The 26,765-nt window shown below is 68.6% G+C and carries 21 protein-coding genes; 6 read left to right on the top strand and 15 right to left on the bottom strand.

Annotation, left to right across the window (positions count from 1 at the left end; all coding sequences use genetic code 11):
- Nucleotides 1-84: 84 nt before the first annotated feature.
- On the bottom strand, nucleotides 85-1,005 hold the full coding sequence (locus FM119_RS05460) for a heme o synthase (protein WP_087136671.1): 921 nt from the start codon (nucleotides 1,003-1,005) through the stop codon (nucleotides 85-87).
- 299 nt (nucleotides 1,006-1,304) lie between these two features.
- Between FM119_RS05460 and tkt the strand changes: the two genes are divergently transcribed.
- Genes tkt through pgl form a run of 6 tightly spaced genes read left to right on the top strand, consistent with a single transcriptional unit; the run spans nucleotide 1,305 to nucleotide 9,423 of the window.
- Nucleotides 1,305-3,398, top strand: coding sequence for a transketolase (tkt, locus tag FM119_RS05455; RefSeq protein WP_087136670.1), 2,094 nt, complete (start codon nucleotides 1,305-1,307; stop codon nucleotides 3,396-3,398).
- 28 nt (nucleotides 3,399-3,426) lie between these two features.
- Entirely contained in the window at nucleotides 3,427-4,536 is a 1,110-nt protein-coding gene (gene tal, locus FM119_RS05450) for a transaldolase (protein WP_087136669.1), read from the top strand.
- Nucleotides 4,533-6,137: a glucose-6-phosphate isomerase gene (locus FM119_RS05445; protein WP_087136668.1), complete on the top strand. Its 1,605-nt coding sequence runs from the start codon at nucleotides 4,533-4,535 to the stop codon at nucleotides 6,135-6,137. The genes tal and FM119_RS05445 overlap by 4 nt, the downstream gene beginning before the upstream one ends.
- Before the next feature lie 24 nt (nucleotides 6,138-6,161).
- Nucleotides 6,162-7,709, top strand: a complete 1,548-nt coding sequence (gene zwf / locus FM119_RS05440; RefSeq protein ID WP_087136667.1) for a glucose-6-phosphate dehydrogenase — start codon at nucleotides 6,162-6,164, stop codon at nucleotides 7,707-7,709.
- Nucleotides 7,706-8,656 (top strand): glucose-6-phosphate dehydrogenase assembly protein OpcA, encoded by a 951-nt coding sequence (locus tag FM119_RS05435; RefSeq protein WP_087136666.1) that lies wholly within the window; start codon nucleotides 7,706-7,708, stop codon nucleotides 8,654-8,656. Before zwf ends, FM119_RS05435 begins: the two co-directional genes overlap by 4 nt.
- A complete protein-coding gene (pgl, locus tag FM119_RS05430) occupies nucleotides 8,653-9,423 on the top strand; it encodes a 6-phosphogluconolactonase (protein WP_087136665.1) in 771 nt (256 codons plus the stop codon). The genes FM119_RS05435 and pgl overlap by 4 nt, the downstream gene beginning before the upstream one ends.
- A gap of 215 nt (nucleotides 9,424-9,638) precedes the next feature.
- Here pgl and FM119_RS05425 read toward each other — a convergent pair whose 3' ends face one another.
- The 14 genes from FM119_RS05425 to rpsA form a co-directional block, all read right to left on the bottom strand.
- Entirely contained in the window at nucleotides 9,639-10,016 is a 378-nt protein-coding gene (locus FM119_RS05425) for an RNA polymerase-binding protein RbpA (protein ID WP_087136664.1), read from the bottom strand.
- Between the two features lie 8 nt (nucleotides 10,017-10,024).
- On the bottom strand, nucleotides 10,025-10,276 hold the full coding sequence (secG, locus tag FM119_RS05420; RefSeq protein WP_087136663.1) for a preprotein translocase subunit SecG: 252 nt from the start codon (nucleotides 10,274-10,276) through the stop codon (nucleotides 10,025-10,027).
- Nucleotides 10,277-10,344: 68 nt separating this feature from the next.
- Complete coding sequence (gene tpiA, locus FM119_RS05415; RefSeq protein ID WP_087136662.1) at nucleotides 10,345-11,133, bottom strand: triose-phosphate isomerase; 789 nt, start codon at nucleotides 11,131-11,133, stop codon at nucleotides 10,345-10,347.
- The gene (locus FM119_RS05410) at nucleotides 11,127-12,338 is read right to left on the bottom strand and encodes a phosphoglycerate kinase (protein ID WP_087136661.1); all 1,212 of its coding nucleotides are present in this window, start codon (nucleotides 12,336-12,338) and stop codon (nucleotides 11,127-11,129) included. The genes tpiA and FM119_RS05410 overlap by 7 nt, the downstream gene beginning before the upstream one ends.
- 10 nt (nucleotides 12,339-12,348) lie before the next feature.
- A complete protein-coding gene (gap, locus tag FM119_RS05405) occupies nucleotides 12,349-13,353 on the bottom strand; it encodes a type I glyceraldehyde-3-phosphate dehydrogenase (RefSeq protein ID WP_087136660.1) in 1,005 nt (334 codons plus the stop codon).
- A gap of 100 nt (nucleotides 13,354-13,453) precedes the next feature.
- Entirely contained in the window at nucleotides 13,454-14,080 is a 627-nt protein-coding gene (locus FM119_RS05400; protein WP_087136659.1) for a superoxide dismutase, read from the bottom strand.
- Between the two features lie 148 nt (nucleotides 14,081-14,228).
- Entirely contained in the window at nucleotides 14,229-15,206 is a 978-nt protein-coding gene (gene whiA / locus FM119_RS05395) for a DNA-binding protein WhiA (RefSeq protein ID WP_087136658.1), read from the bottom strand.
- A 49-nt stretch (nucleotides 15,207-15,255) separates the two neighbouring features.
- Nucleotides 15,256-16,134, bottom strand: a complete 879-nt coding sequence (gene rapZ, locus FM119_RS05390) for an RNase adapter RapZ (protein WP_087136657.1) — start codon at nucleotides 16,132-16,134, stop codon at nucleotides 15,256-15,258.
- 36 nt (nucleotides 16,135-16,170) lie between these two features.
- Nucleotides 16,171-18,279: an excinuclease ABC subunit UvrC gene (gene uvrC / locus FM119_RS05385; protein ID WP_087136656.1), complete on the bottom strand. Its 2,109-nt coding sequence runs from the start codon at nucleotides 18,277-18,279 to the stop codon at nucleotides 16,171-16,173.
- Nucleotides 18,280-18,284: 5 nt separating this feature from the next.
- Nucleotides 18,285-21,185 carry an excinuclease ABC subunit UvrA gene (gene uvrA / locus FM119_RS05380; protein WP_087136655.1) on the bottom strand — a complete coding sequence of 967 codons (2,901 nt, stop codon included), beginning with the start codon at nucleotides 21,183-21,185 and terminating at the stop codon, nucleotides 18,285-18,287.
- A 114-nt stretch (nucleotides 21,186-21,299) separates the two neighbouring features.
- Complete coding sequence (gene uvrB / locus FM119_RS05375) at nucleotides 21,300-23,369, bottom strand: excinuclease ABC subunit UvrB (RefSeq protein ID WP_087136654.1); 2,070 nt, start codon at nucleotides 23,367-23,369, stop codon at nucleotides 21,300-21,302.
- A gap of 44 nt (nucleotides 23,370-23,413) precedes the next feature.
- Nucleotides 23,414-24,043, bottom strand: coding sequence for a dephospho-CoA kinase (gene coaE, locus FM119_RS05370; RefSeq protein WP_245827291.1), 630 nt, complete (start codon nucleotides 24,041-24,043; stop codon nucleotides 23,414-23,416).
- A gap of 9 nt (nucleotides 24,044-24,052) precedes the next feature.
- On the bottom strand, nucleotides 24,053-24,712 hold the full coding sequence (locus tag FM119_RS05365; RefSeq protein WP_179205217.1) for a TetR/AcrR family transcriptional regulator: 660 nt from the start codon (nucleotides 24,710-24,712) through the stop codon (nucleotides 24,053-24,055).
- Nucleotides 24,713-24,966: 254 nt separating this feature from the next.
- Nucleotides 24,967-26,412, bottom strand: coding sequence for a 30S ribosomal protein S1 (gene rpsA, locus FM119_RS05360; protein WP_087136652.1), 1,446 nt, complete (start codon nucleotides 26,410-26,412; stop codon nucleotides 24,967-24,969).
- Nucleotides 26,413-26,765 lie beyond the last annotated feature (353 nt).

Here is a 26,765-nt window from a genome sequence, read left to right as displayed (position 1 = left end):
CGGAGCGGACACCGCTCCACGCGGACAGCCGCGCCACACCGGCGGCAGAGCTCGACGGGACGCGGAGTTAGATGAGCCGCGGAGTCAGAAGGGCAGCAGCGGGTCGACGCCGACCGCGACGAACAGCAGCGTCAGGTAGCTGATGGAACCGTGGAACACGCGCATCGGCGAGACATGGTCCTCACGGATCGCCCGGTTGTAGAGGCGGTGCGTCTCGAAGATGAACCAGCCGCCCGTCACGACCGCGACGATGCTGTAGACCAGGCCCATCCCCCCGACGGGGATGAGCAGGAGCGAGCACGCCACCGTCGCCCAGGCGTACAGGATGACCTGGAGCCCGACCTGCGCCCTGCCGCGGACCACGGCGAGCATCGGCACACCGGCCGCACGGTAGTCGGCGCGGTACTTCATCGAGAGCGGCCAGTAGTGCGGCGGGGTCCAGAGGAACACGACGGCGAACAGGATCAGGGCCTCCCAGCTGAGGGCTCCCGTCACGGCGGCCCAGCCGATCACCACGGGGAAACAGCCGGCGATCCCGCCCCAGACGATGTTCTGCTCCGTCCGGCGCTTGAGGATGAGCGTGTAGATCACGACGTAGAAGAAGATCGCCAGAACGGAGAGCGCTGCGGCCATGAGCGTCGTCGTCAGCGCCAGCCAGACCGTCGACGCGACCGCGAGGGTCCAGGAGAACACCAGCGCCTCGCGCGGGCTGAGCACGCCGGTCACCAGCGGGCGGTTCTTCGTCCTACCCATGATCCGGTCGATGTCACGGTCGAAGTAGCAGTTGAACGCCGCGGCCGAGCCGGCGCTCATCGCGCCGCCGACGACGGCCGCGAGGACGAGCCCGAGCGGAGGCATGCCGCCGTAGGCCAGGATCATCACCGGAACGGTCGTCACGAGCAGCAGCTCCATGACGCGGGGTTTCGTCAACGCGATGTATCCGCGGACCTTGTCCCGCACCGTGTACGTGGGGGTGCTGATCACCGTTTCGACAGTGCTGTCCATGACTCCTCTTAATGCGGTCGCCGATCCGGCCCGCGACGCGATGCTCTCGGGTCAAGTGTACGCGAGGAACGGCCAGGAAAAGCCCAGCCGATCGCGGCTCGCCGGAAGGCTTCCGGCCTCGTTCGCGTTGTCACCTATGGCTATGCTTGGTTGGGTGTTCGGAACGACCGTGGCGGCACGCCCGGTCCTCTGCGCTGATGCGGGAGACACCGTCTCCGGCGCCGCCCGGCACCGCACACAATCCGAGCGGAAAAACGCGGACTAACCACCGCCTGCACGAATGAGAAGGGTAAGCAATAGTGGCTTCACTCCAGTGGGAACCCATTGACAGCAAGGCGGTTGACACCGCACGCATCCTCGCCGCCGACGCGGTCGAGAAGGTCGGCAACGGCCACCCCGGAACCGCGATGAGCCTGGCACCCGTCGCCTACCTCCTGTTCCAGAAGATCATGCGCCGCGACCCCAGCGATCAGGACTGGCTCGGTCGCGACCGCTTCATCCTGTCTGTCGGGCACTCCTCGCTGACCCAGTACGTCCAGCTGTACCTCGGCGGCTACGGCCTCGAGCTCGACGACCTGAAGGCACTGCGCACCTGGGGCTCCAAGACCCCCGGTCACCCCGAATACGGCCACACCGCCGGCGTCGAGATCACCACCGGACCGCTGGGCCAGGGACTGGCCTCCGCCGTCGGTTTCGCCTACGCGGCCCGCTACGAGCGCGGCCTGTTCGACCCCGAGGCGGCCGCGGGCACCAGCCCGTTCGACCACAACATCTACGTCATCGCCGGCGACGGCGACCTGCAGGAGGGCGTGACGAGCGAGGCGTCCTCGCTCGCCGGCCACCAGGAGCTCGGCAACCTCATCGCGATCTACGACTCCAACCAGATCTCGATCGAGGACGACACCGACATCGCGTTCACCGAGGACGTCGCCGCGCGCTACGAGGCGTACGGCTGGCAGGTCCTCCGCGTCGACTGGAAGAAGACCGGCGAGTACGTCGAGGACATCCAGGAGCTCAACGACGCGATCGAGGCGGCGAAGGCCGAGACCGGCAAGCCCAGCCTCATCATCCTGCGCACGATCATCGGCTGGCCCGCCCCGAAGAAGCAGGGCACCGGCAAGATCCACGGTTCGGCGCTCGGCGCGGACGAGCTCGCCGCCGTCAAGCGGGTGCTCGGCTTCGACCCCGAGAAGACCTTCGAGGTCGCGGACGAGGTCATCGACCACACCCGTCAGGCCGTCGAGCGCGGCGCCCAGGAGCGTGCGGCGTGGCAGAAGGACTTCGACGCCTGGGCCGCCGCCAACCCCGAGCGCAAGGCTCTGCTCGACCGCCTCGAGGCCGGCGAGCTGCCCGCCGAGGTGGAGCAGGTCCTCCCCGTGTTCGAGGGCGGAACCCAGCTGTCCACCCGTGCCGCCTCCGGCAAGGTCATCAACGCCCTCGCCGGCGTCCTCCCCGAGCTCTGGGGCGGTTCGGCTGACCTCGCCGAGTCGAACAACACCACGATCGCCGGGGCGGCGTCCTTCGTGCCGAGCGAGCACTCGACGCGGGAGTGGACGGGCAACGACTACGGTCGCGTCCTGCACTTCGGCATCCGCGAGCACGCCATGGGCTCGATCCTCAACGGCATCGTCCTGCACGGCAAGACGCGCGCCTTCGGTGGCACCTTCCTCATCTTCAGCGACTACATGCGCCCCGCCGTGCGCCTGGCCGCGCTGATGAACGTGCCCTCGATCTTCGTCTGGACGCACGACTCCGTCGCGCTCGGCGAGGACGGCCCGACGCACCAGCCGATCGAGCAGCTCGCCTCGCTCCGCGCGATCCCGAACCTCGCCGTCGTCCGCCCCGCGGACGCCAACGAGACCGCGGCCGCGTGGCTCGAGATCCTCCGTCGCCACGGCGGTCCGACGGGCATCGCGCTGACGCGTCAGAACATCCCCGTGTTCGAGCGTGGGGAGGGCGCGGCCTCCGGCGACGTCTTCGCCTCCGCCGACAACACGGCCAAGGGCGCCTACGTCCTCGCGGAGGCCCCCGGCGGCACCCCCGACGTGCTGCTCATCGCCACCGGTTCCGAGGTGCAGCTGGCCGTGGAGGCGCGCGAGCAGCTCGCCGCCGACGGCATCAACGCGCGTGTCGTCTCCGCCCCGAGCCTGGAGTGGTTCGCCGAGCAGAGCGCCGAGTACCGCGAGCAAGTGCTGCCCTCCTCCGTGACGGCGCGCGTGTCCGTCGAGGCGGGAAGCCACCTCAGCTGGGACCGGATCGTCGGCGACGCCGGCCGCTCCATCGCGATCGACCACTTCGGCGCCTCCGCCGACTACAAGACGCTGTTCCGCGAGTTCGGCATCACCACCGAGGCCGTCGTGGCCGCAGCCAAGGACTCGCTCGGTCAGAACTGACCCCGCGTCTCGACAGAAGGAGTTCATCATGACGGAAACACCCACCGCAGCCCTCTCGTCCGCAGGCGTGAGCATCTGGCTCGACGACCTCTCGCGTGAGCGCATCTCGACGGGCAACCTGCAGAAGCTCATCGACGAGAAGAACGTCGTCGGCGTGACCACCAACCCGACGATCTTCGCCACCGCGCTGAGCAAGGGCGACGCGTACCGCGAGCAGGTGGCGACGCTCGCCGCCGCCGGTACCGACGCCTCCGCGGCCGTGTTCGAGATCACCACCGATGACGTCGCCGCGGCATCGGACCTGTTCCGGCCCGTCTACGACGCCAGCGCCGGCTACGACGGTCGCGTCTCGATCGAGGTCGAGCCCGGCCTCGCGCACGACGCGGCCGGCACGATCGCCGAGGCCACGCAGCTCTGGGCCAAGGTCGACCGCCCCAACGCGATGATCAAGATCCCCGCGACCGTCGAGGGCCTCGAGGCCATCACCGCCGTCATCGCCCAGGGCATCAGCGTCAACGTGACGCTGATCTTCAGCCTGCAGCGCTACCGCGAGGTCATCAACGCGTACCTCACCGGACTCGAGAAGGCCAAGGCCGCTGGCATCGACCTGTCGACGATCCACTCGGTCGCCTCGTTCTTCGTGTCGCGGGTCGACACCGAGATCGACAAGCGGCTCGAGGCGGTCGGAACCGACGAGGCGCTCGCCCTTAAGAGCAAGGCAGGCGTCGCGAACGCCCGCCTCGCCTACCAGGTGTTCGTCGAGGAGTTCGACTCGGAGCGCGCACGCGTGCTCCTGGCCGCGGGCGCGAACAAGCAGCGCCCGCTGTGGGCGTCCACCGGCGTCAAGTCCGCCGAGCTGCCCGACACGCTGTACGTGACCGAGCTCGTCGCCGACGGCGTGGTCAACACCATGCCGGAGAAGACCCTCGACGCGACCTTCGACCACGGCGTCGTGACCGGTGACACCGTCACCGTGTCCTACGACGAGGCGAACGCCGTCCTCGACGCCATCGCGGCGCAGGGCGTGTCCTACGACGACGTCACCGCGCTGCTCGAGAAGGAGGGCGTCGAGAAGTTCGTCGTCTCCTGGAACGAGCTGCTCGAGACCGTCGGCAGCGCGCTGGAGGCCGCACGATGAGCTTCGAGATCCACGTCTCCGGCGACGCGGCCGCGGCCGTCGAGGCCACACTCCCCCAGCTGCTGGACGACCACGTCGCCTCGCGCATCACCTCGCAGGACCCGACGCTGTGGGGGCCCGAGGCAGAGGACGAGTCGGCGAAGCGTCTCGGCTGGACCGAGGCCGTCGCCGTGTCCCGCGCCCTCGTGCCGGAGATCACCGCGCTGCGCGACGAGCTGCGTGCGCAGGGCGTCGACCACATCGTGCTGGCAGGCATGGGCGGCTCCTCGCTCGCCCCCGAGGTCATCACCCGTACCGCCGGTGCGGAGCTCACCGTGCTCGACTCGACGGCACCCGGCCAGGTCATCGCCGCCCTCGGCGACCGGCTCGCCACCAGCGCGCTCGTGGTGTCGAGCAAGTCGGGCTCCACCGTCGAGACGGACAGCCAGCGCCGTGTGTACGCCCAGGCGTTCACCGAGGCGGGCATCGACCCGCGCCAGCGCATCGTGGTCGTCACCGACCCCGGCTCCCCCCTCGACGTCCAGTCGCGTGAGGGCGGCTTCCGCGTGTTCAACGCGGATCCGAACGTCGGCGGACGCTACTCCGCGCTGACCGCGTTCGGCCTGGTCCCCTCGGGGCTGGCCGGCGTCGACATCACCGAGCTCCTGGACGAGGCTGACGCGATCTCGCTTCCGCTCGCGATCGACGACGCGGCCAACCCCGGCCTCGTTCTCGGTGCCGCGATCGCCGCGACCTCGCCGCGCCGCGACAAGCTCGGCATCGTCGCGGACGGCACGCACATCGTCGGGTTCGCCGACTGGGCCGAGCAGCTCATCGCCGAGTCGACGGGCAAGATCGGCACGGGCATCCTCCCCGTCGTTCTCGACACCCTCTCGACCGAGGTCGAGGCCGGATACCCGGACGTGCAGATCGTTCGGCTGGTCGAGGACGCCAATGCGCGCCACCTCTTCGGCGAGAAGCACGAGGGCGAGATCCACGTGTCCGGCACGCTCGGCGCGCAGCTGCTCGTCTGGGAGTACGCGGTCGCCGTCGCCGGGCGCCTGCTCGGCATCAACCCCTTCGACCAGCCGGACGTCGAGTCGGCGAAGGTCGCCACCCGCGGCCTGCTCGACGCACGCCCGGAGCCCGTCGCGCCGGCGTTCACCGACGGCGGCATCGAGGTCCGCGGCACCGCAGCGGTCGTCGACGGCCGCACGACGGTGGCCGAGGTGGTCACCGCGCTCCTCGAGCAGCTGCCCGAGGACGGCTACCTCTCCGTTCAGGCCTACGTGGACCGCCTCGCGCTCCCGCAGCTGGACGGGATCCGCAACCTGCTGGCCGCGCGGGCGGGTCGCCCGGTGACGTTCGGCTGGGGCCCCCGGTTCCTGCACTCGACCGGTCAGTACCACAAGGGTGGTCCCGCGACCGGCGTGTTCCTGCAGATCACGCAGAGCTCCGCGGCCGACCTGGCCATCCCCGAGCGTCCGTTCACCTTCGGGCAGCTCATCCAGGCGCAGGCCGCCGGCGACGCGAGCGTGCTCGCCGAGCACGGTCGCCCCGTCGTCACCCTCACCCTGCCCGACGGAGACGACCTCACGGCCCTGTTCTCCGCGGTCGACTAAGGACACGTCCAGCTAAGGAGTTGCATGTCCCCCGTGGATATCACAGCGGAGAACAACCCTCTCCGTTCCGCAGACGACCGTCGCCTCAACCGGATCGCTGGCCCGTCCAGCCTGATCATCTTCGGTGTCACCGGTGACCTGTCTCGGAAGAAGCTCATGCCCGCCGTGTACGACCTCGCGAACCGGGGGCTCCTGCCCCCCGGTTTCGCGCTGGTCGGTTTCGCGCGGCGGGACTGGGAGGATCAGGACTTCATGGAGGTCGTTCACGCCTCCGTGAAGGAGCACGCCAGGACCCCGTTCAGCGAGGAGGTCTGGAAGCAGCTCGCTCAGGGCATCCGGTTCGTCTCCGGCGAGTTCGGCGACGACGAGGCCTTCGCTCAGCTGAAGGAGACGCTGGACACGCTCGACACCGAGCGCGGAACGAACGGCAACCACGCCTTCTACCTGTCGATCCCGCCGAAGGCGTTCCCCCAGGTCACGGAGCAGCTGCGGCGTTCGGGGCTGGCGGAGGCCGGCAGCGACGAGCAGTGGCGCCGCGTCGTCATCGAGAAGCCCTTCGGCAGTGACCTCAAGACAGCTCGCGAGCTGAACGCCGTCGTCGAGTCCGTGTTCCCGGCCGACGCGGTGTTCCGCATCGACCACTACCTCGGCAAGGAGACGGTGCAGAACATTCTCGCCCTCCGCTTCGCCAACGAGCTCTTCGAGCCGGTCTGGAACGGTCAGCACGTCGACCACGTCCAGATCACCATGGCGGAGGACATCGGTGTGGGTGGCCGTGCCGGCTACTACGACGGCATCGGCGCGGCGCGCGACGTCATCCAGAACCACCTGCTCCAGCTGCTCGCGCTCACAGCCATGGAGGAGCCCATCTCGTTCGACGCCGCGGATCTGCGCGCCGAGAAGGAGAAGGTCCTCGCCGCGGTGAGCCTCCCCGAGAACCTGGACGAGGCCACAGCCCGCGGACAGTACGCCGGCGGGTGGCAGGGTGGCGAGCACGTCACCGGTTTCCTCGACGAGGACGGCATGGACCCCGCGTCCACGACCGAGACCTACGCGGCCATGAAGCTGAACATCAACACCAGGCGTTGGTCGGGTGTGCCGTTCTACCTGCGCGCGGGCAAGCGTCTCGGCCGACGGGTGACGGAGATCGCGATCGTGTTCAAGCGTGCGCCGCAGTACCTGTTCACCGAGAGCCAGACCGACCAGCTCGGTGAGAACGCGATCGTCATCCGCGTCCAGCCGGACGAGGGCGTCACGATCCGTTTCGGCTCGAAGGTCCCCGGTGCGGGGACGCAGGTCCGCGACGTGACGATGGACTTCGGCTACGGCCACGCCTTCACGGAGGCGAGCCCCGAGGCCTACGAGCGCCTCATCCTCGACGTGCTGCTCGGCGATCCGCCGCTGTTTCCGCGTCACGAGGAGGTGGAGCTGTCCTGGAAGATCCTCGACCCGATCGAGGAGTTCTGGGCCGACAAGGGCGGCCCCCTTGAGCAGTACAAGCCGGGGACCTGGGGTCCCACATCGGCGGACGAGCTCCTCGCTCGCGACGGCCGGACCTGGAGGCGCCCGTGATCATCGACCTGCCCAACACGACGACGAGCAAGGTCTCGAAGAAGCTCGTCACCATCCGCGAGGAGGGCGGTGCCGTCGCCCTCGGCCGGGTGCTGACGCTGATCATCGCGACGGAGCTCGGCTCGGAGGAGGCGGCCATCGAGGCGGCCAACGACGCCTCCCGCGAGCACCCGATGCGCGTGATCGTCCTGCTCACCGAGCCGGGCAATCCCGACGTCGAGCCCCGGCTCGACGCCCAGATCCGTGTCGGTGGCGACGCGGGCGCGAGCGAGGTCATCGTGCTCCGCGCCTACGGAGCGGTCGCCAGCAACGAGGAGAGCCTGATCACGGGACTCCTGCTGCCCGACGCACCGGTTGTGGCGTGGTGGCCGGGGCGCTCCCCCGTGACGCCGGCCAGCTCGCCGATCGGCCGGATCGCCCAGCGCCGGATCACCGATGCCTCCGCCGGAGAGATCCCCGTCGAGGCGGTGGCGTCGCTGAGTGACAGCTACCGCCCCGGCGACACAGACTTCGCCTGGACGCGCCTGACCCACTGGCGTGCCCAGCTGGCCGCCGTTCTCGACCAGGCCCCCTACGAGCCGGTCGAGAGCGTGGAGGTCTCCGGCGCCGCCGACTCGCCCTCGACGGTGTTGCTGGCCACCTGGCTGCGGCTCCGGCTGCAGGTGCCGGTCAAGTACAAGTCCCATCACCGGGGCAACGGGTCGAGCGGTATCCACGGTGTGCGCCTCAACCGCCGCTCGGGTGCTGTCGTGCTGGAGCGTCCCATCGAGAACGTGGCGACGCTCAGCCAGCCGGGCCAGCCGACGCACGACATCTCGCTGCCGCGGAGGAGCCTGCGCGACTGCCTGGCCGAGGAACTGCGCCGCCTCGGCCCCGACCTCATGTACGGCGAGGTCGTGACCCGGGGGCTCAAGGAGTTCGACACCGAGGTTCGGAGCAACGGATGACGAACGAGCGACGCGTCCTGATCCATGCGGACAAGCCGGCGCTGACCGCGTCGGTCGCCGCGCGGTTCCTCACGAAGACGGTCGACCTCCTCGACGAGTTCGAGGTGGCCCACGTGGTGCTCACCGGGGGCTCGGTCGGTATCGGGGTGCTGGAGGCCATCAACGCCTCGAGCGCCAGGGACACCATCGACTGGTCGCGTATGCACTTCTGGTGGGGCGACGAGCGCTTCGTGCCCGCCGGTGACCCGGAACGGAACGAGGGCCAGGCGCGCGCCGCTCTGCTCGATCACATCGCCGTTCCCGCCGGGAACGTCCACGTCATGGCGGCGGCAGACGAGGGGCTCGACCTCGACGCCGCGGCCGTGGCGTACGCGGACGAGCTTCGTCGCTACGCACCGGAGGGCGGTGACTGGCCACGGTTCGACATCACCTTCCTCGGCGTGGGGCCGGACGGCCACGTCGCCTCGCTGTTCCCCGACCGTGGCGAGGTCGGGGCGAAGGATGGCGCCGTTCTGCCGGTGCGGGACTCCCCCAAGCCGCCGCCGGAGCGCATCACGCTGACGCGGGGTGCGTTGAACTCCTCCGATCGCGTGTGGCTGGTGCTCGCCGGACCGGACAAGGCGTCGGCGCTCGGACTGGGCCTCGCCGGCGCGAGCTTCCATGAGGTTCCCGTCGCGGGCATCAAGGGGCGCAAGCGCACCGTGTTCTTCGTCGACCAGGAGGCCGCGGCCGAAGTCCCGGAGAACCTGATCAGCTCGTCCTACTGACGCGGTGACACAACGGGCGGGTCCTCTCGGGGGCCCGCCCGTTTCTCGTCCCCTCTCACCGGTGGCGTGCACGGGACGAGCGGTGCGATGGCGGACGCACATTGCGAGCGGTCTGTCGGCGAGTTGCGCTGACCGGCCGGGTGGTGTGGGCCGCACGGGCGACAGACGAAAGGCCCCGACACGTAATGTGTCGAGGCCTCTCGTGATGATATGACTCAGCGGCGGCGCGCTGCCGTCGCCGCCGTCCCCCGCCGTTCGCGGAGCTGCTGCAGCGCCTGCTCGAGAAGCTCTGCGGCCTCTTCCTCCGTGCGGCGCTCCTTCACGTAGGCCAGATGCGTCTTGTATGGCTCCGGCTTGGCTACGGCCGGCGGGTTGTCCTTGTCCTGACCGGCGGGCAGGCCGCTCTTCGGGCAGTCGATGACCTCGGGAATGTCCTCGTCCGCCACGTTCGCGGCGAAGTAGCGGACGGTCGCGTTTCCCAGGGCGTCCCAATAGGTGATCGCACGACGCTCGGCGTGAAAACCGTGGTCCTGCTCCCCCATCGGGCCCGCGCCGACGCGTGAGCCGCGGATCGCGCTTCCTCCTGCAACCATGATGCTCCTTAGACTCCGGCCTGGAACTTGGTGATCAGACCAAGCGCGACGATGGTGAGGAACCAGACCAATCCGAGGATGATCGTGATCCGGTTGAGGTTGCGCTCCGCAACGCCCGAGGCGCCGAGGTTCGACCCCATGCCACCGCCGAACATGTCGGACAGGCCGCCACCGCGGCCCTTGTGCAGGAGGATGAGGAAGGTCAGGAGCAGGCTGGTCAAACCAAGCACAACCTGCAGGACGACCTGAAGAATTTCCACGAGGACCTTTCTGGAATGAGGCACAGAGCTGCCTCAACTATACCCGCTGGAAGGCGGTACGCCCTGGACTACAGTCCGACGTGACTCTGATAACGGATGATGCTCGCGAACTCGTTCAGGTCGAGGCTCGCACCGCCGACGAGCGCGCCGTCCACGTTGGGCTCCCGCATGAAGCCGGCGATGTTGTTCGCCTTCACGGAACCGCCGTAGAGGATGCGCGTGCGGTCGGCCGCCTCGTCACCGAGTGACTCGCGCAGGGCGGAACGCAGCTCAGCGGCGACCTGCTCGGCCTGCTTAGGCGTCGCGGCCTGGCCGGAGCCGATCGCCCAGACGGGCTCGTACGCGACGACGATGTCCGCGGCGGAGTCGACACCCTCCAGTGCGCGCGTCAGCTGTGCGACGGGAACCGCGCTCGGACCGTGCTTCTCCAGGTCCTCCGCGGTCTCGCCGACACAGATCACCGGCACGAGCGAGGAGCCGAGCGCGGCCGAGACCTTCGCGGCGACGACCGCGTCGTCCTCGCCATGGAGGGTCCGACGCTCCGAGTGACCGACGAGCACGTACCGGCAGTCGAGGGACGCGAGGAAGGACGCCGCGACCTCACCCGTGTAGGCGCCGGATGCGTGCACCGAGACGTCCTGGGCTCCATAGCCGATCTCGTACTTGTCCGCCTGGACGATCGTCTGGACGGAGCGGAGGTCCGTGAACGGGGGGAACACGGCCGCCTCGACGGAGGAGTAGTCGTGCTTGGCGTCCTTGAGGGCCCAGGCGAGCTTCTGCACGAACGCGATGGCCTGGAAGTGATCCAGGTTCATCTTCCAGTTGCCCGCGATGAGCGGGGTGCGTGTGGTCACCATCCGAGGACCTCCAGTCCGGGAAGAGTCTTGCCCTCGAGGAACTCGAGGCTGGCCCCACCGCCGGTGGAGATGTGTCCGAAGTCGTCGTCCGAGAAGCCGAGGGCGCGAACGGCCGCGGCGGAGTCGCCGCCACCGACGACGCCGAGTCCGTCGACACGCGTGAGCGCCTCGGCCACGGCCTTCGTTCCCGCCGCGAACGCGTCGAACTCGAACACGCCCATCGGGCCGTTCCAGAACACGGTCTTCGACTCCGCCACGATCCGGGCGAAGGTGGCCGCGGTTTCGGGGCCGATGTCCAGCCCGATGCCGGAGGCGCCGAAGGCGGTGTCCTCGATCGCGTCGACCGGCGCGACGACGTGGTCGGCGTCGGCGGCGAAACGGGAGGCGACGACGACGTCGCTCGGCACGACGAGGGTGACCCCGAGGCGCTCAGCCTCGGAGATGTACCCGCGCACCGTGTCGAGCTGGTCCTTCTCGAGCAGGCTCGCGCCCACGGGGTGGCCCTGAGCGGCGAGGAAGGTGAACAGCATGCCGCCGCCGATGAGCAGCGTGTCGACGCGAGGCAGGAGGTGCCCGATGACGCCGAGCTTGTCGGACACCTTGGAGCCGCCGAGAACGACCGTGTACGGACGCTCGGGCTTCTCGGTCAGGGCCTCGAGGACGTGGAGCTCGCGCTCGATCAGACCGCCGGCCGCGCTCGGCAGGAGGGTGGCGAGGTCGTAGACGCTGGCCTGCTTGCGGTGGACGACGCCGAAGCCGTCCGAGACCAGCACGTCGCCCAGCTCGGCAAGCTGGGCGGCGAAGGCGGCGCGCACCCCCTCATCCTTGCTCGTCTCCCCCGGGTTGAACCGAAGGTTCTCGAGGACGACGACATCGCCGTCCTCGAGCGCGGAGACCGCATCGTGCGCCGACTCGCCCACCGTGTCGGTGGCGAAGGCCACCGGGCGGCCGAGCAGCTCGCCGAGGCGAGCGGCGACGGGGGCAAGTGAGAACTCCTGCTTCGGCTCGCCCGCGGGGCGGCCGAGGTGGGAGATCACGATGACCCGTGCCCCGGCCTCGCTCAGCTCACTGATCGTGGGCAACGAAGCCCTGATCCTGCCGTCATCGGTGATGACGCCGTCGCTGACGGGGACGTTCAGATCGCTTCGGACGATGACGCGTCGGCCCGCGAGGGAGCCGAGGGATGAGAGGGTGCGCAGAGCCATATCGCTGAGCCTACAGGCGGTCGGCGACGAGCTCGGTCAGGTCGACCAGGCGGTTGGAGTAGCCCCACTCGTTGTCGTACCAGCTGGAGAGCTTGACCTGGTTCCCGATGACGCGCACGAGGCCCGCGTCGAAGATCGACGAGTGCGGGTCGGTGACGATGTCGCTGGAGACGAGGGGCTCCTCGGTGTACTTGAGGATGCCCTTCAGGGGGCCCTCGGCGGCCTTCTTGTAGGCGGCCTTGACCTCGTCGACGGTGACCTCGCGGGCCGACTCGACGGTCAGGTCGGTGATCGAGCCGGTGGGGACCGGGACGCGCAGGGCGAAACCGTCCAGCTTGCCCTTGAGCTCGGGCAGGACGAGGCCGATCGCCTTCGCCGCACCGGTCGAGGTCGGGACGATGTTGATCGCCGCGGCACGGGCGCGACGGGGGTCGCTGTGCGGGCCGTCCTGCAGGTTCTGGTCAGCCGTGTACGCGTGAACCGTGGTCATCAGGCCCGTGACGATGCCGAACTCGTCGTTGAAGACCTTCGCCAGCGGCGCGAGACAGTTGGTCGTGCACGAGGCGTTGGAGATGATGTGGTGGTTCTCGGGGTCGTAGTCGCCGTCGTTGACGCCGAGGACGAAGGTGGCGTCCTCACCGGAGGCGGGGGCCGAGATGAGCACCTTCTTGGCGCCGGCGGCGATGTGCTTCTTGGCGTCGTCCGCCTTGGTGAAGCGACCGGTGGACTCGATGACGATGTCGACACCCAGCTCGCCCCACGGGAGGTTCGCGGGGTCGCGCTCGGCGAGGACCTTGACGGGCTTGCCGTCGACGACGATCGTGTCGCCGTCGACCTCGACGGTCGCGTCGAGACGGCCGGTGATCGAGTCGTACTTGAGCAGGTGGGCGAGGGCGGCGGGGTCGGTCAGGTCGTTGACGGCGACGATCTCGAAGTCACTGCCCTTGGCGAGGGCTGCGCGGAAGTAGTTGCGGCCGATGCGGCCGAAACCGTTGATACCGATCTTTACGGACAAGATCTTCTCCTGTTGCTGGGGCGCTGATGCGCGAAACGAATTATTTCCCTGCAGAAATAAGATGGGGTACCCGCGCTAGCCGGGCACCCCATCGTGTCGATTACGACAGTACCAGCAGGCCGTCCGTCTTCTCGCGTGCGGTCAGGAACCGCTGCTGGACGTTCTCCCAGTCGACGATGTTCCAGAACGCCTTGACGTAGTCGGCGCGGACGTTGCGGTAGTCGAGGTAGTACGCGTGCTCCCACACGTCGAGCAGCAGCACAGGCACCACGCCGACGGGGAAGTTCGACTGCTGGTCGAAGAACTGCTGCACGAGCAGGCGCTGGCCGATCGAGTCCCAGACCAGTGCGGCCCAGCCCGATCCCTGCACGCCGAGGGCGGCGGCGGTGAAGTGGGCCTGGAACTTGTCGAAGGAACCGAAGAAGTCGTCGATCGCGCTCGACAGCTCGCCGGTCGGCTTGTCGCCGCCGTTCGGCGAGAGGTTCGTCCAGAACACCGAGTGGTTGACGTGACCGCCGAGGTTGAACGCGAGGTCCTTCTCGAGCTTGTTCACGTTCGCCAGGTTGCCGGAGTCGCGCGCCTCGGCGAGCTGGTCCAGCGCCGTGTTGGCACCGGTGACGTAGGCCTGGTGGTGCTTGGAGTGGTGCAGTTCCATGATCGCACCGCTGATGCTCGGCTCGAGCGCGGCGTAGTCGTATGAAAGCTCGGGGAGTGTATAGACAGCCATCTGTGCTTCTCCTTACGTGATGTCGCAGCTGACGCTGCATGGAGCGTGGTCCACGGAAAAGTCTAGTCGTCGGGCGCCGAAGCCCAAGCTCCCCGAGCGCCCGCGTCGCCCGGTTACGCCCCGGGCGAAATCCTCCGTGCCGGGCGGATCAGATGCCGTCGATGTCTCCGGGCAGGCTGGCCTCGGTGCTGGGGACGCCGAGCTCCTGGGCGCGCTTGTCCGCCATCGCCAGCAGGCGGCGGATACGGCCGGCGATGGCGTCCTTCGTCATCGGCGGGTCCGCGTGGTGGCCGAGCTCGTCCAGGCTCGCGTCGCGATGGGACAACCGCAGCTCCCCCGCGTAGCGGAGGTGCTTGGGGACGTCGGTCCCGAGCAGCTCGAGCGCACGTTCGACGCGCGCGCAGGCCGCCACGGCCGCCTGCGCGGAACGACGGAGGTTGGCGTCGTCGAAGTTGACCAGGCGGTTCGCCGTGGCCCTCACCTCGCGCCTCTGCCTGATCTCGTCCCACTCCGCCACGGCCCCGTTCGCCCCCATGCGGATCAGCATCGAGCTGATGGCCTCGCCGTCGCGGATGACGACGCGCTGCACTCCCCTGACCTCGCGGGCCTTCGCGGAGATGTCCAGCCGCGACGCGGCACCGACCAGAGCCATCGCCGCCTCGTTGCTGGGGCAGACGATGTCCAGCGCCGCGCTCCGGCCCGGCTCCGTCAGGGTTCCCGCGGCGAGGAAGGCGCCGCGCCAGAGGGCGGCCAGGTCGTCGCGCGAGCCGGTGGTGAGCCGATTGGGCAGGCCGCGCACGGGCCGCTTACGCGCGTCGAGGAGGCCCGTCTGGCGTGCGAGGGTCTCCCCCTCCATCACGCGCACGATGATGAGGTCCTGCCCCGTTGTGGAGTTCGTTCCCGCGCGCGCCGCGATGCTGCGGACGCCGTAGATCTCGGCGAGGTCCTTGCGGATCCGCTGCGCCAGGACGACTGTCTCGACCTCGACCTCGACCACGAGTCGGCCGGAGATGACGTGCAGCCCCCCGGCGAAGCGCAGCAGCGCGGTCAGCTCGGCAGCCCGCACGGAACTGCGGGTCTCCGCCACCCGGGACAGCTCTGCCTTTACTTCGGTCGTCAACGCCACTTAAGCACTCCACTTTCTCTGCGTCCCTCGTGGGGCCGCGCTCTCACGGTTATTCGCGCCCGAGGTCGCGATGTCTGATGGTCACCGCGACGCCGGGCAGGCTGGACAGGCGCGCGGCGATCCTCTCCACGAGCGCGACCGAGCGGTGTTTACCGCCGGTGCATCCGATCGCGAAGGTCGCGTTCCGCTTGTTCTCGCGCTGGTACCCGTCGAGTGTGAGTTCGAGGGCGGTGCTGTACGCATCGATGAACTCCTCGGCGCCAGGGCGGCCAAGAACATATTCTCTCACCTGTTCGTCCCGACCGGAAAACGAACGCAGCTCCGGGATCCAGAACGGGTTCGGCAGGAATCGGGCGTCGGCCACCGTGTCGGCGTCCTGGGGGTGGCCGTACTTGAAGCCGAAGCTCAGCATGGTCACCCGCACCCCGGGTGTGTCTTGCTCGCGGAAGAGCTCGTTGACGCGGGTCGCGAGCTGGTGGATGTTGAGCTCGCTGGTGTCGATGATGACGTCACTGGAGTCGCGGATCTCCGACAGCCGTGCGCGTTCGGTCGAGATGCCGTCCAGCAGGGTGCCGCCGTTCTGCAGCGGATGCGGACGGCGCACCGCGTCGAAGCGCGTGACGAGAACGGCGTCGCTCGCGTCGAGGAACACCACTCTCAGCTGCGTGCCCTCCCTCAGCGTGCCGATCATCTGCTGCAGGTCGGGGAAGAAGTCCCTCCCCCTGACGTCGACGACGGCGGCGATCCGGGGCAGCCGGTCGTCGGCACGCTCCGCGAGGTCGACGAGGGGGCGCAGCATTTGCGGGGGCAGATTGTCGACGACGTACCAGCCCAGGTCCTCCAGCGCCTTGGCGGCTGTCGAGCGCCCGGCGCCGGACATCCCTGTGACGATGAGGACTTCTTGCTGGGGCTGGGTCGTCTCGGACATGCTGCCTTCTCGCGCTGACGGTGGGGTTGTCCCAGCCTAGCGACTGAGCCGCTCGCGGACAGCGCCCGCCAGGGTGGGCCCGATCCCGTCGACCTGAGCGATCTCGTCGACCCCCGCCGCGCGCAACCGTGTGACCGAGCCGAAGTGTCCGAGCAGGCGTTTGATCCGTGCGGGACCGAGTCTGGGCACGTCGGAGAGCACCGTCGTGATGTCGCGCTTGCGGGTGGCCCGCTGGTAGGTGATTGCGAAGCGGTGGGCCTCGTCACGGATCCGCTGGATGAGGAACAGCGCCTCGCTGTTCCGCGGCAGGATGACGGGGAAGTCGTCGTTGGGAAGCCAGAGCTCCTCGAGACGCTTCGCGATGCCGCACACGGCGATGTCCGTTCGCCCCGCCTCCTCGAGCGCGCGCCAGGCGGCCTGCACCTGGGGTTGGCCGCCGTCGACGATGAGGAGCTGTGGCGGGTAGGCGAAACGGCGACGAGGGGTCGTCGCCACGACGACCGCGTCGGGGTCGGCGACGTCGACCGGCGGCGCGGCGTCCTCGCCGTCGAGCGGCCCTCCGCTCACGGTGACGCCCGGTCCGGCGGGTCCAGGGGTCGCGTCCTCCGGTCGCGCGTCGTCCGGCGCCGCCCCGGCCGCCCCAGCCGACGCGGCGGTTGCGGTCGGCGCTGTCGCTCCGCTGGGCGGCGTCGCTGCAGCGGACGCGGTGGCCGCCGGCTCGTGAGCGCCATCGGGGCCGGCATCGCCGTCGTCGGCTCGCAGCCGGGCCAGGCGCCGGGTCAGCACCTGGTGGATCGAGTCGGTGTCGTCGGTGGTCTCGGCGATGGAGAACTTGCGGTACTGGTCCTTGCGCGGAAGCCCGTCCTCGAAGACCACCATGGACGCGACGACGTTCGTCCCCGCGAGGTGCGAGATGTCGTAGCACTCCATCCGCAGCGGCGCCTCGCTCATCCCGAGGGCGTCCTGGAGCTCGGCCATCGCGTCGCTGCGGGCCACGAAGTCGGCGTTTCGCCTGCTCGTGTACAGCTTGAGCGCGTGCATCGCGTTGACCGAGGCGGTCTCCATGAGGGCCTGCTTCTCGCCCCGCTGCGGGACGGCGAGGCTCACCCGCCCCCTCCCCCTGTGCTGGCTGAGCATCGCCTCGAGCTCCTCACGGTCCTCGGGCAGCTCGGGAACCAGGATCTGCTTCGGGATGTCGTCGACGCCCGAGGCCTCCGCGTAGACACGCTGCAGCGCGCTGCGGACGATGTCGGCCGTCGACATGTCGATCTCCTTGTCGACCGTCCACCCGCGGACCCCCCTGATCCGGCCGCCGCGAACGGTGAACCCCTGGACCGTGGCCGAGAGCTCGTGGTGTGCGACGGCGTACAGGTCGGCGTCGACGCGGTCGGAGAGCACCACGGCGCTCTTGGACAGCACAGCCTCGAGCGACTGCAGACGGTCCCGGTAGAGCGCCGCGCGCTCGTAGTCCTGCTCGGCCGCGGCCGCCATCATCTGCTCGCGGGCCTCGGCGACGAAGCGGTCGTCGCCCCCGGACATGAAGGCGACGAAGTCATCGACGATGGCGCGGTGCTCGTCGATCGTCACCCGTCCGGAGCACGGCCCGCCGCACTTGCCGATCTGCCCGGCAAAGCACGGCCGACCCGACTGCATCGCCCGCTTGTAGTTGGCGTCGGAGCAGGTCCGGATCGGGAATGCCTTGACCATCAGTTCGATCGTGTCGTTGACCGCCCAGATCTTCGGGTACGGGCCGAAGTACTTCGCGCCCCTGATCGAGCGGTTGCGCGACACCATGACGCGCGGTGCCTCGTCCCGCAGCGTGACGACCATGTAGGGGTAGCTCTTGTCGTCGCGGAACTTGACGTTGAACGGCGGATCGAACTCCTTGATCCACGTGTACTCCAGCTGCAGTGCCTCGACGTCGCTTCCGACGACGGTCCAGGTCACCCCGGTCGCCGTGGTGACCATGCGGCGGGTTCGTTCGTGCAGCGTGTGCAGCGGACCGAAGTAGTTGCTCAACCGCTGCCGGAGGTTCTTCGCCTTCCCGACGTAGAGCACCCGCCCGTCCGGGCCGGTGAACCGGTACACGCCCGGGGTCGTCGGTATCTCCCCGCTCGCGGGGCGGTAGCTCAGCTGAGTGGACATGCCGCTCAGGCGGACCGGTCGGCCGCGGCCAGCCCTGCCGTCTCCTCGGCGAAGATCTCGGCGAGGAAGGTACCGGTATGGCTGTCCGGGTTGACGGCGAGCTGCTCCGGTGTCCCGGTGCCGACGATCGTCCCCCCGCCTGCGCCGCCCTCAGGCCCGAGGTCGACCAGCCAGTCGGCGGACTTGATGACGTCGAGGTTGTGCTCGATCACCAGGACGGTGTTGCCCTTGTCGACGAGCGAGTTGAGCACGAGGAGCAGCTTGCGCACGTCTTCGAAGTGCAACCCCGTCGTCGGCTCGTCGAGCACGTAGATGGAGCGACCGTTGGTGCGCTTCTGCAGCTCCGTCGCCAGCTTTACCCTCTGCGCCTCGCCGCCGGACAGCGTGGTGGCGCTCTGTCCCAGCCGGACGTAGCCGAGGCCGACGTCGACGAGGGTCTTCAGGTAGCGGTGGATGGCGCTGATCGGCTCGAAGAAGACCGCGGCCTCGGCGATGGGCATGTCGAGCACCTCGGCGATGTTCTTGCCCTTGTAGTGGATCGCCAGGGTCTCGCGGTTGTAGCGCGCCCCGTTGCAGACCTCACACGCGACGTAGACGTCGGGAAGGAAGTTCATCTCGATCTTGATGGTGCCGTCGCCCGAGCACGCCTCGCAGCGTCCACCCTTGACGTTGAAGCTGAAGCGGCCAGGGAGGTAGCCCCGTGCCTTCGCCTCGGCGGTCTCCGCGAAGAGCGTGCGCACCCGGTCGAAGACGCCGGTGTACGTGGCCGGGTTCGACCGGGGGGTCCGGCCGATCGGCGCCTGATCCACGTGGATGACCTTGTCGAGGTGATCGAGGCCCGTCACCCGTGTGTGCTTGCCCGGCACCTTGCGCGCGCCGTTTAGCCGGTTGGCGAGCACCCGGTAGAGGATGTCGTTGACGAGGGAGGACTTGCCGGAGCCGCTCACGCCGGTGACCGCGGTCAGCGTGCCGAGGGGGAACTGCGCGGTGACGTTTCGGAGGTTGTTGGCCTGCGCCCCCGTCACGGTCAGCATCCGTCCGCGGTCGACCGGGCGGCGCGTGCTCGGAGTGACGATGGAGCGTCGGCCGGAGAGGTAGTCGCCGGTCAGGGAGTCGGTGTTGTCCAGCAACGAGGCGTAGTCGCCGGAGTGGACCACGGTCCCCCCGTTCACGCCCGCGCCCGGACCGATGTCGACGATCCAGTCGGCTGCGCGGATGGTGTCCTCGTCGTGCTCGACGACGATGAGGGTGTTGCCCAGGTCTTTGAGCGCCAGCAGTGTCTCGATGAGGCGACGGTTGTCGCGCTGGTGCAGGCCGATGCTCGGCTCGTCGAGCACGTAGAGCACACCCGTCAGACCGGACCCGATCTGCGTGGCCAGCCGGATGCGCTGCGCCTCGCCGCCGGACAGCGACCCCGCGGCCCGGGCGAGCGAGAGGTAGGTCAGCCCCACCTGGATGAGGAAGTTGAGCCGGACCCGGATTTCGCGGAGCACCTGCGCCGCGATCCGCGCCTCACGATCGGTGAGCGTGAGCTCCTCCATGAACTCCCGTGCGTCGGCCAGGCTGAGCTCGGCGACGGCCGCGATGCTCCTGCCGTTGACGGTCACGGCGAGGACCTCGGGCTTGAGCCGGGTGCCCCCGCAGCTCGGGCAGGGGATCTCGCGCAGGTACTCGGCCCAGCGGGCGCGCTGGGTGTCGGTCTCCGACTGGGCGTACTGGCGCTCGATGTAGGGGGCCACGCCCTCGAACCCCGAGGTGTAGCTGATCTCTCGGCCGTAGCGGTTCTTCCACTTGACCTTGACCTTGAAGTCCTTGCCGGTGAGGATGCTCGTCCGCACGGCAGCCGGCAGCTTCTTCCACGGCGTGGTCAGCGAGAAGCCAAGGTCGTCGGCGAGGGCGACGAGCAGCTTCTCGTAGTACTGGTACAGGCCCTTGCCCTGGGTGCTCCACGGCACGATCACGCCCTCGCTGATGGACAGCTGATCGTCGCCGATGAGGAGTTCGTCGTCGACGGACATCCGTGTGCCCAGGCCCGAGCACTCCGGGCAGGCGCCGAAGGGTGCGTTGAACGAGAACGTCCTCGGCTCGATCTCGGTGAGCTGGATCGGGTGCTGGTTGGGGCAGGCGAGCTTCTCGGAGAAGGTCTGCACGGCCTCGTCGCCCTCTTGGTCCACGTAGTCGATCTGGACGAAGCCGTCGGTCAGGCGGAGGGCGGTCTCGAGAGAGTCGGTGAGGCGTCCGAGGATGTCGGGCCCCGCGACGAGCCGGTCGACCACGACCGAGATGTCGTGCTTGTAGGACTTCTTCAGCGTGGGCGGCGAGGCGAGCTGGATCTGCTCGCCGTCCACGATCGCGCGGACGTACCCCTGCCCGGACAGCTCCTGGAAGAGCTCGACGAACTCGCCCTTCTTCTGCGTGACGACGGGACTGACGACCATGTACCTGGTGCCCTCGTCGAGCTCCATGAGGCGATCAGCGATCTGCTGTACCGTCTGGCGCTGGATCGGCTCGCCGCACACGGGGCAGTGCGGAATGCCGATGCGTGCCCAGAGGAGGCGGAGGTAGTCGTAGATCTCGGTGATCGTGCCGACGGTGGATCGTGGGTTGCGGTTGGTCGACTTCTGGTCGATCGACACGGCGGGGCTGAGCCCCTCGATGAAGTCGACGTCCGGCCGGTCCACCTGGCCCAGGAACTGGCGGGCGTACGCGGACAGGGACTCGACGTAGCGGCGCTGGCCCTCCGCGAAGATCGTGTCGAACGCGAGCGAGGACTTCCCCGAGCCCGAGAGTCCGGTGAAGACGACGAGCGAGTCTCGGGGGACCTCGACGTCGACGTTGTGGAGGTTGTGCACTCGGGCACCGCGAACGCTGAGAACGCTACCCGTATTGATCCTTTGAATCGTCACCCGACGAGTCTACGGCGCACCTCCGACACTGTTCGCTGTGGGCTGTCGTCCGAGTCTCGTGCCGGTCCGCCGGGACATCCGGAGGGGGTCACGGGGTGCGCCAGGGTGCCGCGATCAGGCGTCGACGTGACCGGCGCTCTCCATGCGCCTGAGCTCGCGCTTGAGCTCGGAGACCTCGTCGCGCAACCGTGCCGCCAGCTCGAACTTGAGCTCCGCCGCTGCGGTCAGCATCTGGTCGTTCAGGTCGGCGATGATGCCTTCGAGGTCGTTGGCGCCCTCCGCCGCGATCCCGGTACGCGCCGGTGCCGGGGCGGAGCGCTTGCCCGACCCCGCCCGTCCGGCGAGCAGCTCGGCGGTGTCGGCTCCCTCGCGGGCCAGGACCTCGGTGATGTCGGCGATGCGCTTCCGCAACGGCTGAGGGTCGATGCCGTGTTCGGTGTTGTAGGCGACCTGGATCTCGCGACGGCGCTCGGTCTCCTCGATGGCGAGTGCCATGGAACGTGTCACCGTGTCCGCGTACATGTGCACCTCGCCCGAGACGTTTCGGGCGGCGCGCCCGATCGTCTGGATGAGGGACGTCGACGAGCGGAGGAAGCCCTCCTTGTCCGCATCGAGGATCGCGACGAGGGAGACCTCCGGCAGGTCGAGACCCTCGCGGAGCAGGTTGATGCCGACGAGGACGTCGTAGACGCCCGCTCGGAGCTCCGTCAGCAGTTCGACGCGTCGCAGGGTGTCGACGTCGGAGTGCAGATACCTGACCCGCACACCGGCCTCGGTCAGGAAGTCGGTCAGGTCCTCCGCCATGCGCTTCGTGAGCGTCGTCACCAGCACGCGCTCGTCGCGCTCCGTCCGCTGGCGGACCTCCTCGAGCAGATCGTCGATCTGGCCCTTGCTCGGCTTGACGACGATCTTCGGGTCGACGAGGCCGGTCGGGCGAATGATCTGCTCGACGACCCCGTCGGCCACCCCGAGCTCGTACTTGCCCGGCGTTGCCGAAAGGTACACCGTCTGTCCGACACGGTCCTTGAACTCCGACCAGGTCAGCGGCCGGTTGTCGAGGGCGCTCGGCAGCCGGAACCCGTGGTCGACGAGCGTGCGCTTGCGCGAGGCGTCCCCCTCGAACATGGCTCCGATCTGCGGCACCGTGACGTGCGACTCGTCGATGACCGTGAGGAAGTCGTCGGGGAAGAAGTCGAGGAGGCAGTGCGGCGCCTCACCGGGCTGGCGCCCGTCGATGTGCCTCGAGTAGTTCTCGATGCCCGAGGTGAAGCCGATCTGCTCCATCATCTCGAGGTCGAAAGTCGTGCGCATCTTGAGCCGCTGAGCCTCCAGCAGTTTGTTCTGGGACTCGAGCTCCGCGAGCCGCTGGTCGAGCTCGTCCTGGATGGAGACGATGGCCCGCTGCATCACGTCGGTGCTGGCCACATAGTGGGATGCGGGGAACACGGACACCGACTCGGGCGAGGCGATGATGTTGCCGGAGAGCGGGTGCAGGGTGTGCAGTGCCTCGATCTCGTCTCCGAACATCTCGATCCGGATCGCGTGCTCCTCGTACATCGGGATGATCTCGATCGTGTCGCCCCTGACCCGGAAGGTCCCCCTGCTGAAGTCGATGTCGTTGCGCTTGTACTGCATCGACACGAACTTGCGGATCAGCCAATCGCGGTCGATGCGCATCCCCGCCTGCAGCGCCACCATCGCGTTGAGGTATTCCTCCGGCTTGCCGAGTCCGTAGATGCAGGACACGGTCGACACCACGATCACGTCGCGGCGGCTGAGCAGCGAGTTGGTGGTCGAGTGCCGAAGGCGCTCCACCTCCTCGTTGATCGACGAGTCCTTCTCGATGAAGGTGTCGGTCTGGGGGACGTAGGCCTCCGGCTGGTAGTAGTCGTAGTAGGAGACGAAGTACTCGACCGCGTTGTGGGGGAAGAGCTCGCGGAACTCGTTGGCCAGCTGTGCGGCGAGCGTCTTGTTGTGGGCGAGAACGAGGGTCGGCCGTTGCACCGCCTCGACGAGCCACGCCGTCGTGGCCGACTTGCCCGTTCCGGTCGCGCCGAGCAGGACGACGTCGGTCTCCCCCGCGTTGATGCGTCCCGCCAGCTCTGCGATCGCCTGGGGCTGGTCACCGCTGGGCTGGTAGGGGCTCTCAACGGTGAACGGGCGGACGGCACGGGTGGGTTCCATGTCAAAAGTCTAGGCTCGACCACCGACACGGCGGGCGCTGTTCACTACGGGCGATGGCGGGAAGGGAACGAGCGCGGGCGGATCCGTTCGCGCCACAGCTGGTCGGTCTGCGCGAGGGTCTGCGCCTCCGTCCCCTCGGTGTTGAGCACGACATCCGCGACCGCCCGACGCTCCGCGTCACTCGCCTGCGCGGCGACGCGCGCCTGCGCCTGCTCCCGGCTCAGACCCCTGTTCTCGACGAGGCGCCTGACCCGAGCCTCGGCGGACGCCTCGACCACGACGACCAGGTCGAACTCGTGCGGGACGGCCGCCTCGACCAGGAGCGGGACGTCGTAGACCACGACGGCATCGGGGTCGGACCCGGTCGCCGCCGTGATGAGTTCGGCCGTGCGCCGCCTCACCGCGGGGTGGACGATCGCGTTGAGCTCGGCCCTCGCATCGTCGTCGGAGAACACGATCGCCCCGAGCGCCGCCCGATCGAGGGAGCCGTCCGCAGCCAGGACGGCAGGGCCGAAGTGCTCGCGGATGCGGCTGAGGGCGTCCGTGCCCGGCTCGACCACCTCGCGGGCCACGACGTCCGCGTCGATCACCACCGCGCCGAGGGTGGCCAGACGTCGTGCGACCGTGGACTTCCCCGCGGCGATTCCGCCCGTGAGACCGATCAGCATGGACATGAGCCCAGGTTACCCCTGCTCGTCGAGATGCTCGCTGAGGTAGCGCAGCGGAAGGGACACCGCTTCACCCAGCAGTCTCTCGTCGCCGGAGGGGCTCATGTCGAACGCGAGACGCTGCAGCGACAGGGACAGCTCGTAGGCGACGGTGACGTGCTGCACCCACTCCTCCGAACTCGGCAGACCGAACGTGGACAGCTCCCCCGCGATCGCCGTGCCGATGCCGGTGATGCGCTCCCGGTAGCGCTCGCTGTCGCCGGTCTCGCCGAGGATGCGGTGGTGCACGCTCTGATAGCCGGGGATGGTGCGACGGGCCTCGGCGGAGGCGGTGAGGATCGTCGCGAAGCTGTCCTGCCAGCTCTGCGGCGACGACTCCGCGAGGCGGGCCACCGCGATGTCGAGGAAGCCCTTGAGGACGTGGTCGTACACACCGAACATGAGCGCGATGCGGTCGGGGAAGAACCGGTACACCGTCCCGATCGCCAGCCCCGTCCGCTTCGCCACCTCCGCCGTCGTCACGCTCGCGTAGCCGCTCTCGTCGATGAGGTCGGCGGTCGCGCGAAGGATCACGTTGAGGGACTGCTTGCTGCGGTCCTGGCGCGGGTTGCTCCTGAGCCCGCTCGCTGAGCTGAAGTCGGAGTCGAGGTAGGACTGGAGTGAGTGAGTGAGCAACGGCGTCCCTAAGACGTTGAGAGGTATGTGGGGGCTACGCACCAAGGCGCGATACCGACTGATCTTAGCAGCGACTTCTCAGCCTGATCCGCCGCCCCGGGCAGCGCCACGCCGGACGAATCGCGTGGAGGACGGCGAAGAAGCCGCGATCCGTGCGGTCGAGGGACTGTGGCACGGGAGGAGCGAGTCGACGTTCGGCCGGGGACGCCGAAGGGGCCGGCCCGGAAAACCGGGCCGGCCCCTTCTGTTCGTGCTTAGGAGTTGCTCGAGAGACGCTCGCGCAGGGCGGCGAGGGACTCGTCGTCCGCGAGGGTTCCAGCCGAAGCCGAGTCGCTCGAGAAGCTCGGGCCACCGGTCGAGGCAGGAGCCTCGGCCTCTTCGGCCTGCGACGTGGCGACCTGCTTCTTGTGGGCCTCCCAGCGAGCCTGAGCGGCGGCGTACTCCTGCTCCCAGGTCTCGCGCTGAGCCTCGAAGCCTTCCTTCCACTCGTTGGTCTCCGGGTCGAAGCCCTCGGGGTACTTGTAGTTCCCCTGGTCGTCGTACTCCGTGGTCATGCCGTACAGCGCCGGGTCGAACTCGGTGCCCTCGGGGTCGACACCTTCGTTGGCCTGCTTGAGGCTCAGCGAGATGCGGCGACGGTCGAGGTCGATGTCGATGACCTTGACGAAGACCTCTTCGCCGACCGAGACGACCTGCTCGGCGAGCTCGACGTGCTTGCCGGAGAGCTCCGAGATGTGCACGAGGCCCTCGATACCGTCGGCGACGCGAACGAACGCACCGAAGGGAACGAGCTTGGTGACCTTGCCCGGTGCGAGCTGACCGATCGCGTGGGTGCGGGCGAAGACCTGCCACGGGTCTTCCTGCGTCGCCTTGAGCGACAGCGAGACGCGCTCCCGGTCCAGGTCGACCTCGAGGATCTCGACGGTGACTTCCTGACCGACCTCGACGACCTCGCTGGCGTGCTCGATGTGCTTCCAGCTGAGCTCGGAGACGTGAACCAGGCCGTCGACGCCACCCAGGTCGACGAACGCACCGAAGTTGACGATCGAGGACACGATGCCCTTGCGGACCTGGCCCTTCTGGAGGTTGTTGAGGAAGGTGGTGCGGCTCTCGGACTGCGTCTGCTCCAGCAGGGCGCGACGCGACAGGACCACGTTGTTGCGGTTCTTGTCGAGCTCGAGGATCTTCGCCTCGATCTCCTGGCCCAGGTACGGGGTCAGGTCGCGGACGCGGCGCAGCTCGATGAGCGACGCGGGAAGGAAGCCACGCAGGCCGATGTCGACGATGAGGCCGCCCTTGACGACCTCGATGACCTGGCCGGTGACGACGCCATCCGACTCCTTGATCTTCTCGACATCGCCCCAGGCGCGCTCGTACTGGGCACGCTTCTTGGACAGGATGAGGCGACCCTCCTTGTCCTCCTTCTGGAGAACAAGAGCCTCGACCGTGTCGCCGACCTTGACGACCTCGTTCGGGTCGACGTCGTGCTTGATGGAGAGCTCGCGGGAGGGGATGACGCCCTCGGTCTTGTAACCGACGTCGAGGAGGACCTCGTCGCGGTCGATCTTCACGACGGTGCCCTCGATGAGGTCGCCGTCGTTGAAGAACTTCAAAGTCTTCTCGACCGCGGCGAGGAAGTCTTCAGCGGATCCGATGTCGTTGATCGCGATCTGCTTGGGTGCGGTCGTTGCGCTTGTCATGTAGTGGTTGCTCCAGTACGGATGTAATGTCGGGCCGCACGGCGATCGAGCAGGGCTGATCGGGAGTCCCGCGCGGCGAACGAATAGGACGTCACGGATGTGACCTCCATATCCTACCCGGGGCGCGACGCGCGGTGCAAGGCGCCGAACGGGCGGATCCGCCCGTCACGACGCGGGTTTCGCTGGACACGACGACGGCCCGTGGACGCGGCGAGGACCGCGGACGGCGGTGGCGTCGTGGACGGTGACGGATGCCGCACAGGACCGGTGAAGCCGGCGGGGCCTGAAACGACTCCGCTGCGTCCTGCCCGTGGGCCACTCCCTGGTTGGCTCCCCCGCGCCGCGGCGCGGCG

The organism is Mycetocola reblochoni REB411 (genome assembly GCF_900163835.1).
Lineage (GTDB): Bacteria > Actinomycetota > Actinomycetes > Actinomycetales > Microbacteriaceae > Mycetocola_B > Mycetocola_B reblochoni.
The sequence above is the reverse complement of the archived record's forward strand: the minus strand, read 5'-3'. Positions and strand labels throughout refer to the sequence as shown.

Excerpts from the sequence above, each read along its gene's own strand:
- FM119_RS05460 (WP_087136671.1), bottom strand. The coding sequence starts at position 1,005 with ATGGACAGCACTGTCGAAACGGTGATCAGCACCCCCACGTACACGGTG.
- tal (WP_087136669.1), top strand. The coding sequence starts at position 3,427 with ATGACGGAAACACCCACCGCAGCCCTCTCGTCCGCAGGCGTGAGCATC.
- FM119_RS05445 (WP_087136668.1), top strand. The coding sequence starts at position 4,533 with ATGAGCTTCGAGATCCACGTCTCCGGCGACGCGGCCGCGGCCGTCGAG.
- zwf (WP_087136667.1), top strand. The coding sequence starts at position 6,162 with ATGTCCCCCGTGGATATCACAGCGGAGAACAACCCTCTCCGTTCCGCA.
- pgl (WP_087136665.1), top strand. The coding sequence starts at position 8,653 with ATGACGAACGAGCGACGCGTCCTGATCCATGCGGACAAGCCGGCGCTG.
- FM119_RS05425 (WP_087136664.1), bottom strand. The coding sequence starts at position 10,016 with ATGGTTGCAGGAGGAAGCGCGATCCGCGGCTCACGCGTCGGCGCGGGC.
- tpiA (WP_087136662.1), bottom strand. The coding sequence starts at position 11,133 with ATGGTGACCACACGCACCCCGCTCATCGCGGGCAACTGGAAGATGAAC.
- FM119_RS05410 (WP_087136661.1), bottom strand. The coding sequence starts at position 12,338 with ATGGCTCTGCGCACCCTCTCATCCCTCGGCTCCCTCGCGGGCCGACGC.
- FM119_RS05400 (WP_087136659.1), bottom strand. The coding sequence starts at position 14,080 with ATGGCTGTCTATACACTCCCCGAGCTTTCATACGACTACGCCGCGCTC.
- rapZ (WP_087136657.1), bottom strand. The coding sequence starts at position 16,134 with ATGTCCGAGACGACCCAGCCCCAGCAAGAAGTCCTCATCGTCACAGGG.
- uvrC (WP_087136656.1), bottom strand. The coding sequence starts at position 18,279 with ATGTCCACTCAGCTGAGCTACCGCCCCGCGAGCGGGGAGATACCGACG.
- uvrB (WP_087136654.1), bottom strand. The coding sequence starts at position 23,369 with ATGGAACCCACCCGTGCCGTCCGCCCGTTCACCGTTGAGAGCCCCTAC.
- coaE (WP_245827291.1), bottom strand. The coding sequence starts at position 24,043 with ATGTCCATGCTGATCGGTCTCACGGGCGGAATCGCCGCGGGGAAGTCC.
- rpsA (WP_087136652.1), bottom strand. The coding sequence starts at position 26,412 with ATGACAAGCGCAACGACCGCACCCAAGCAGATCGCGATCAACGACATC.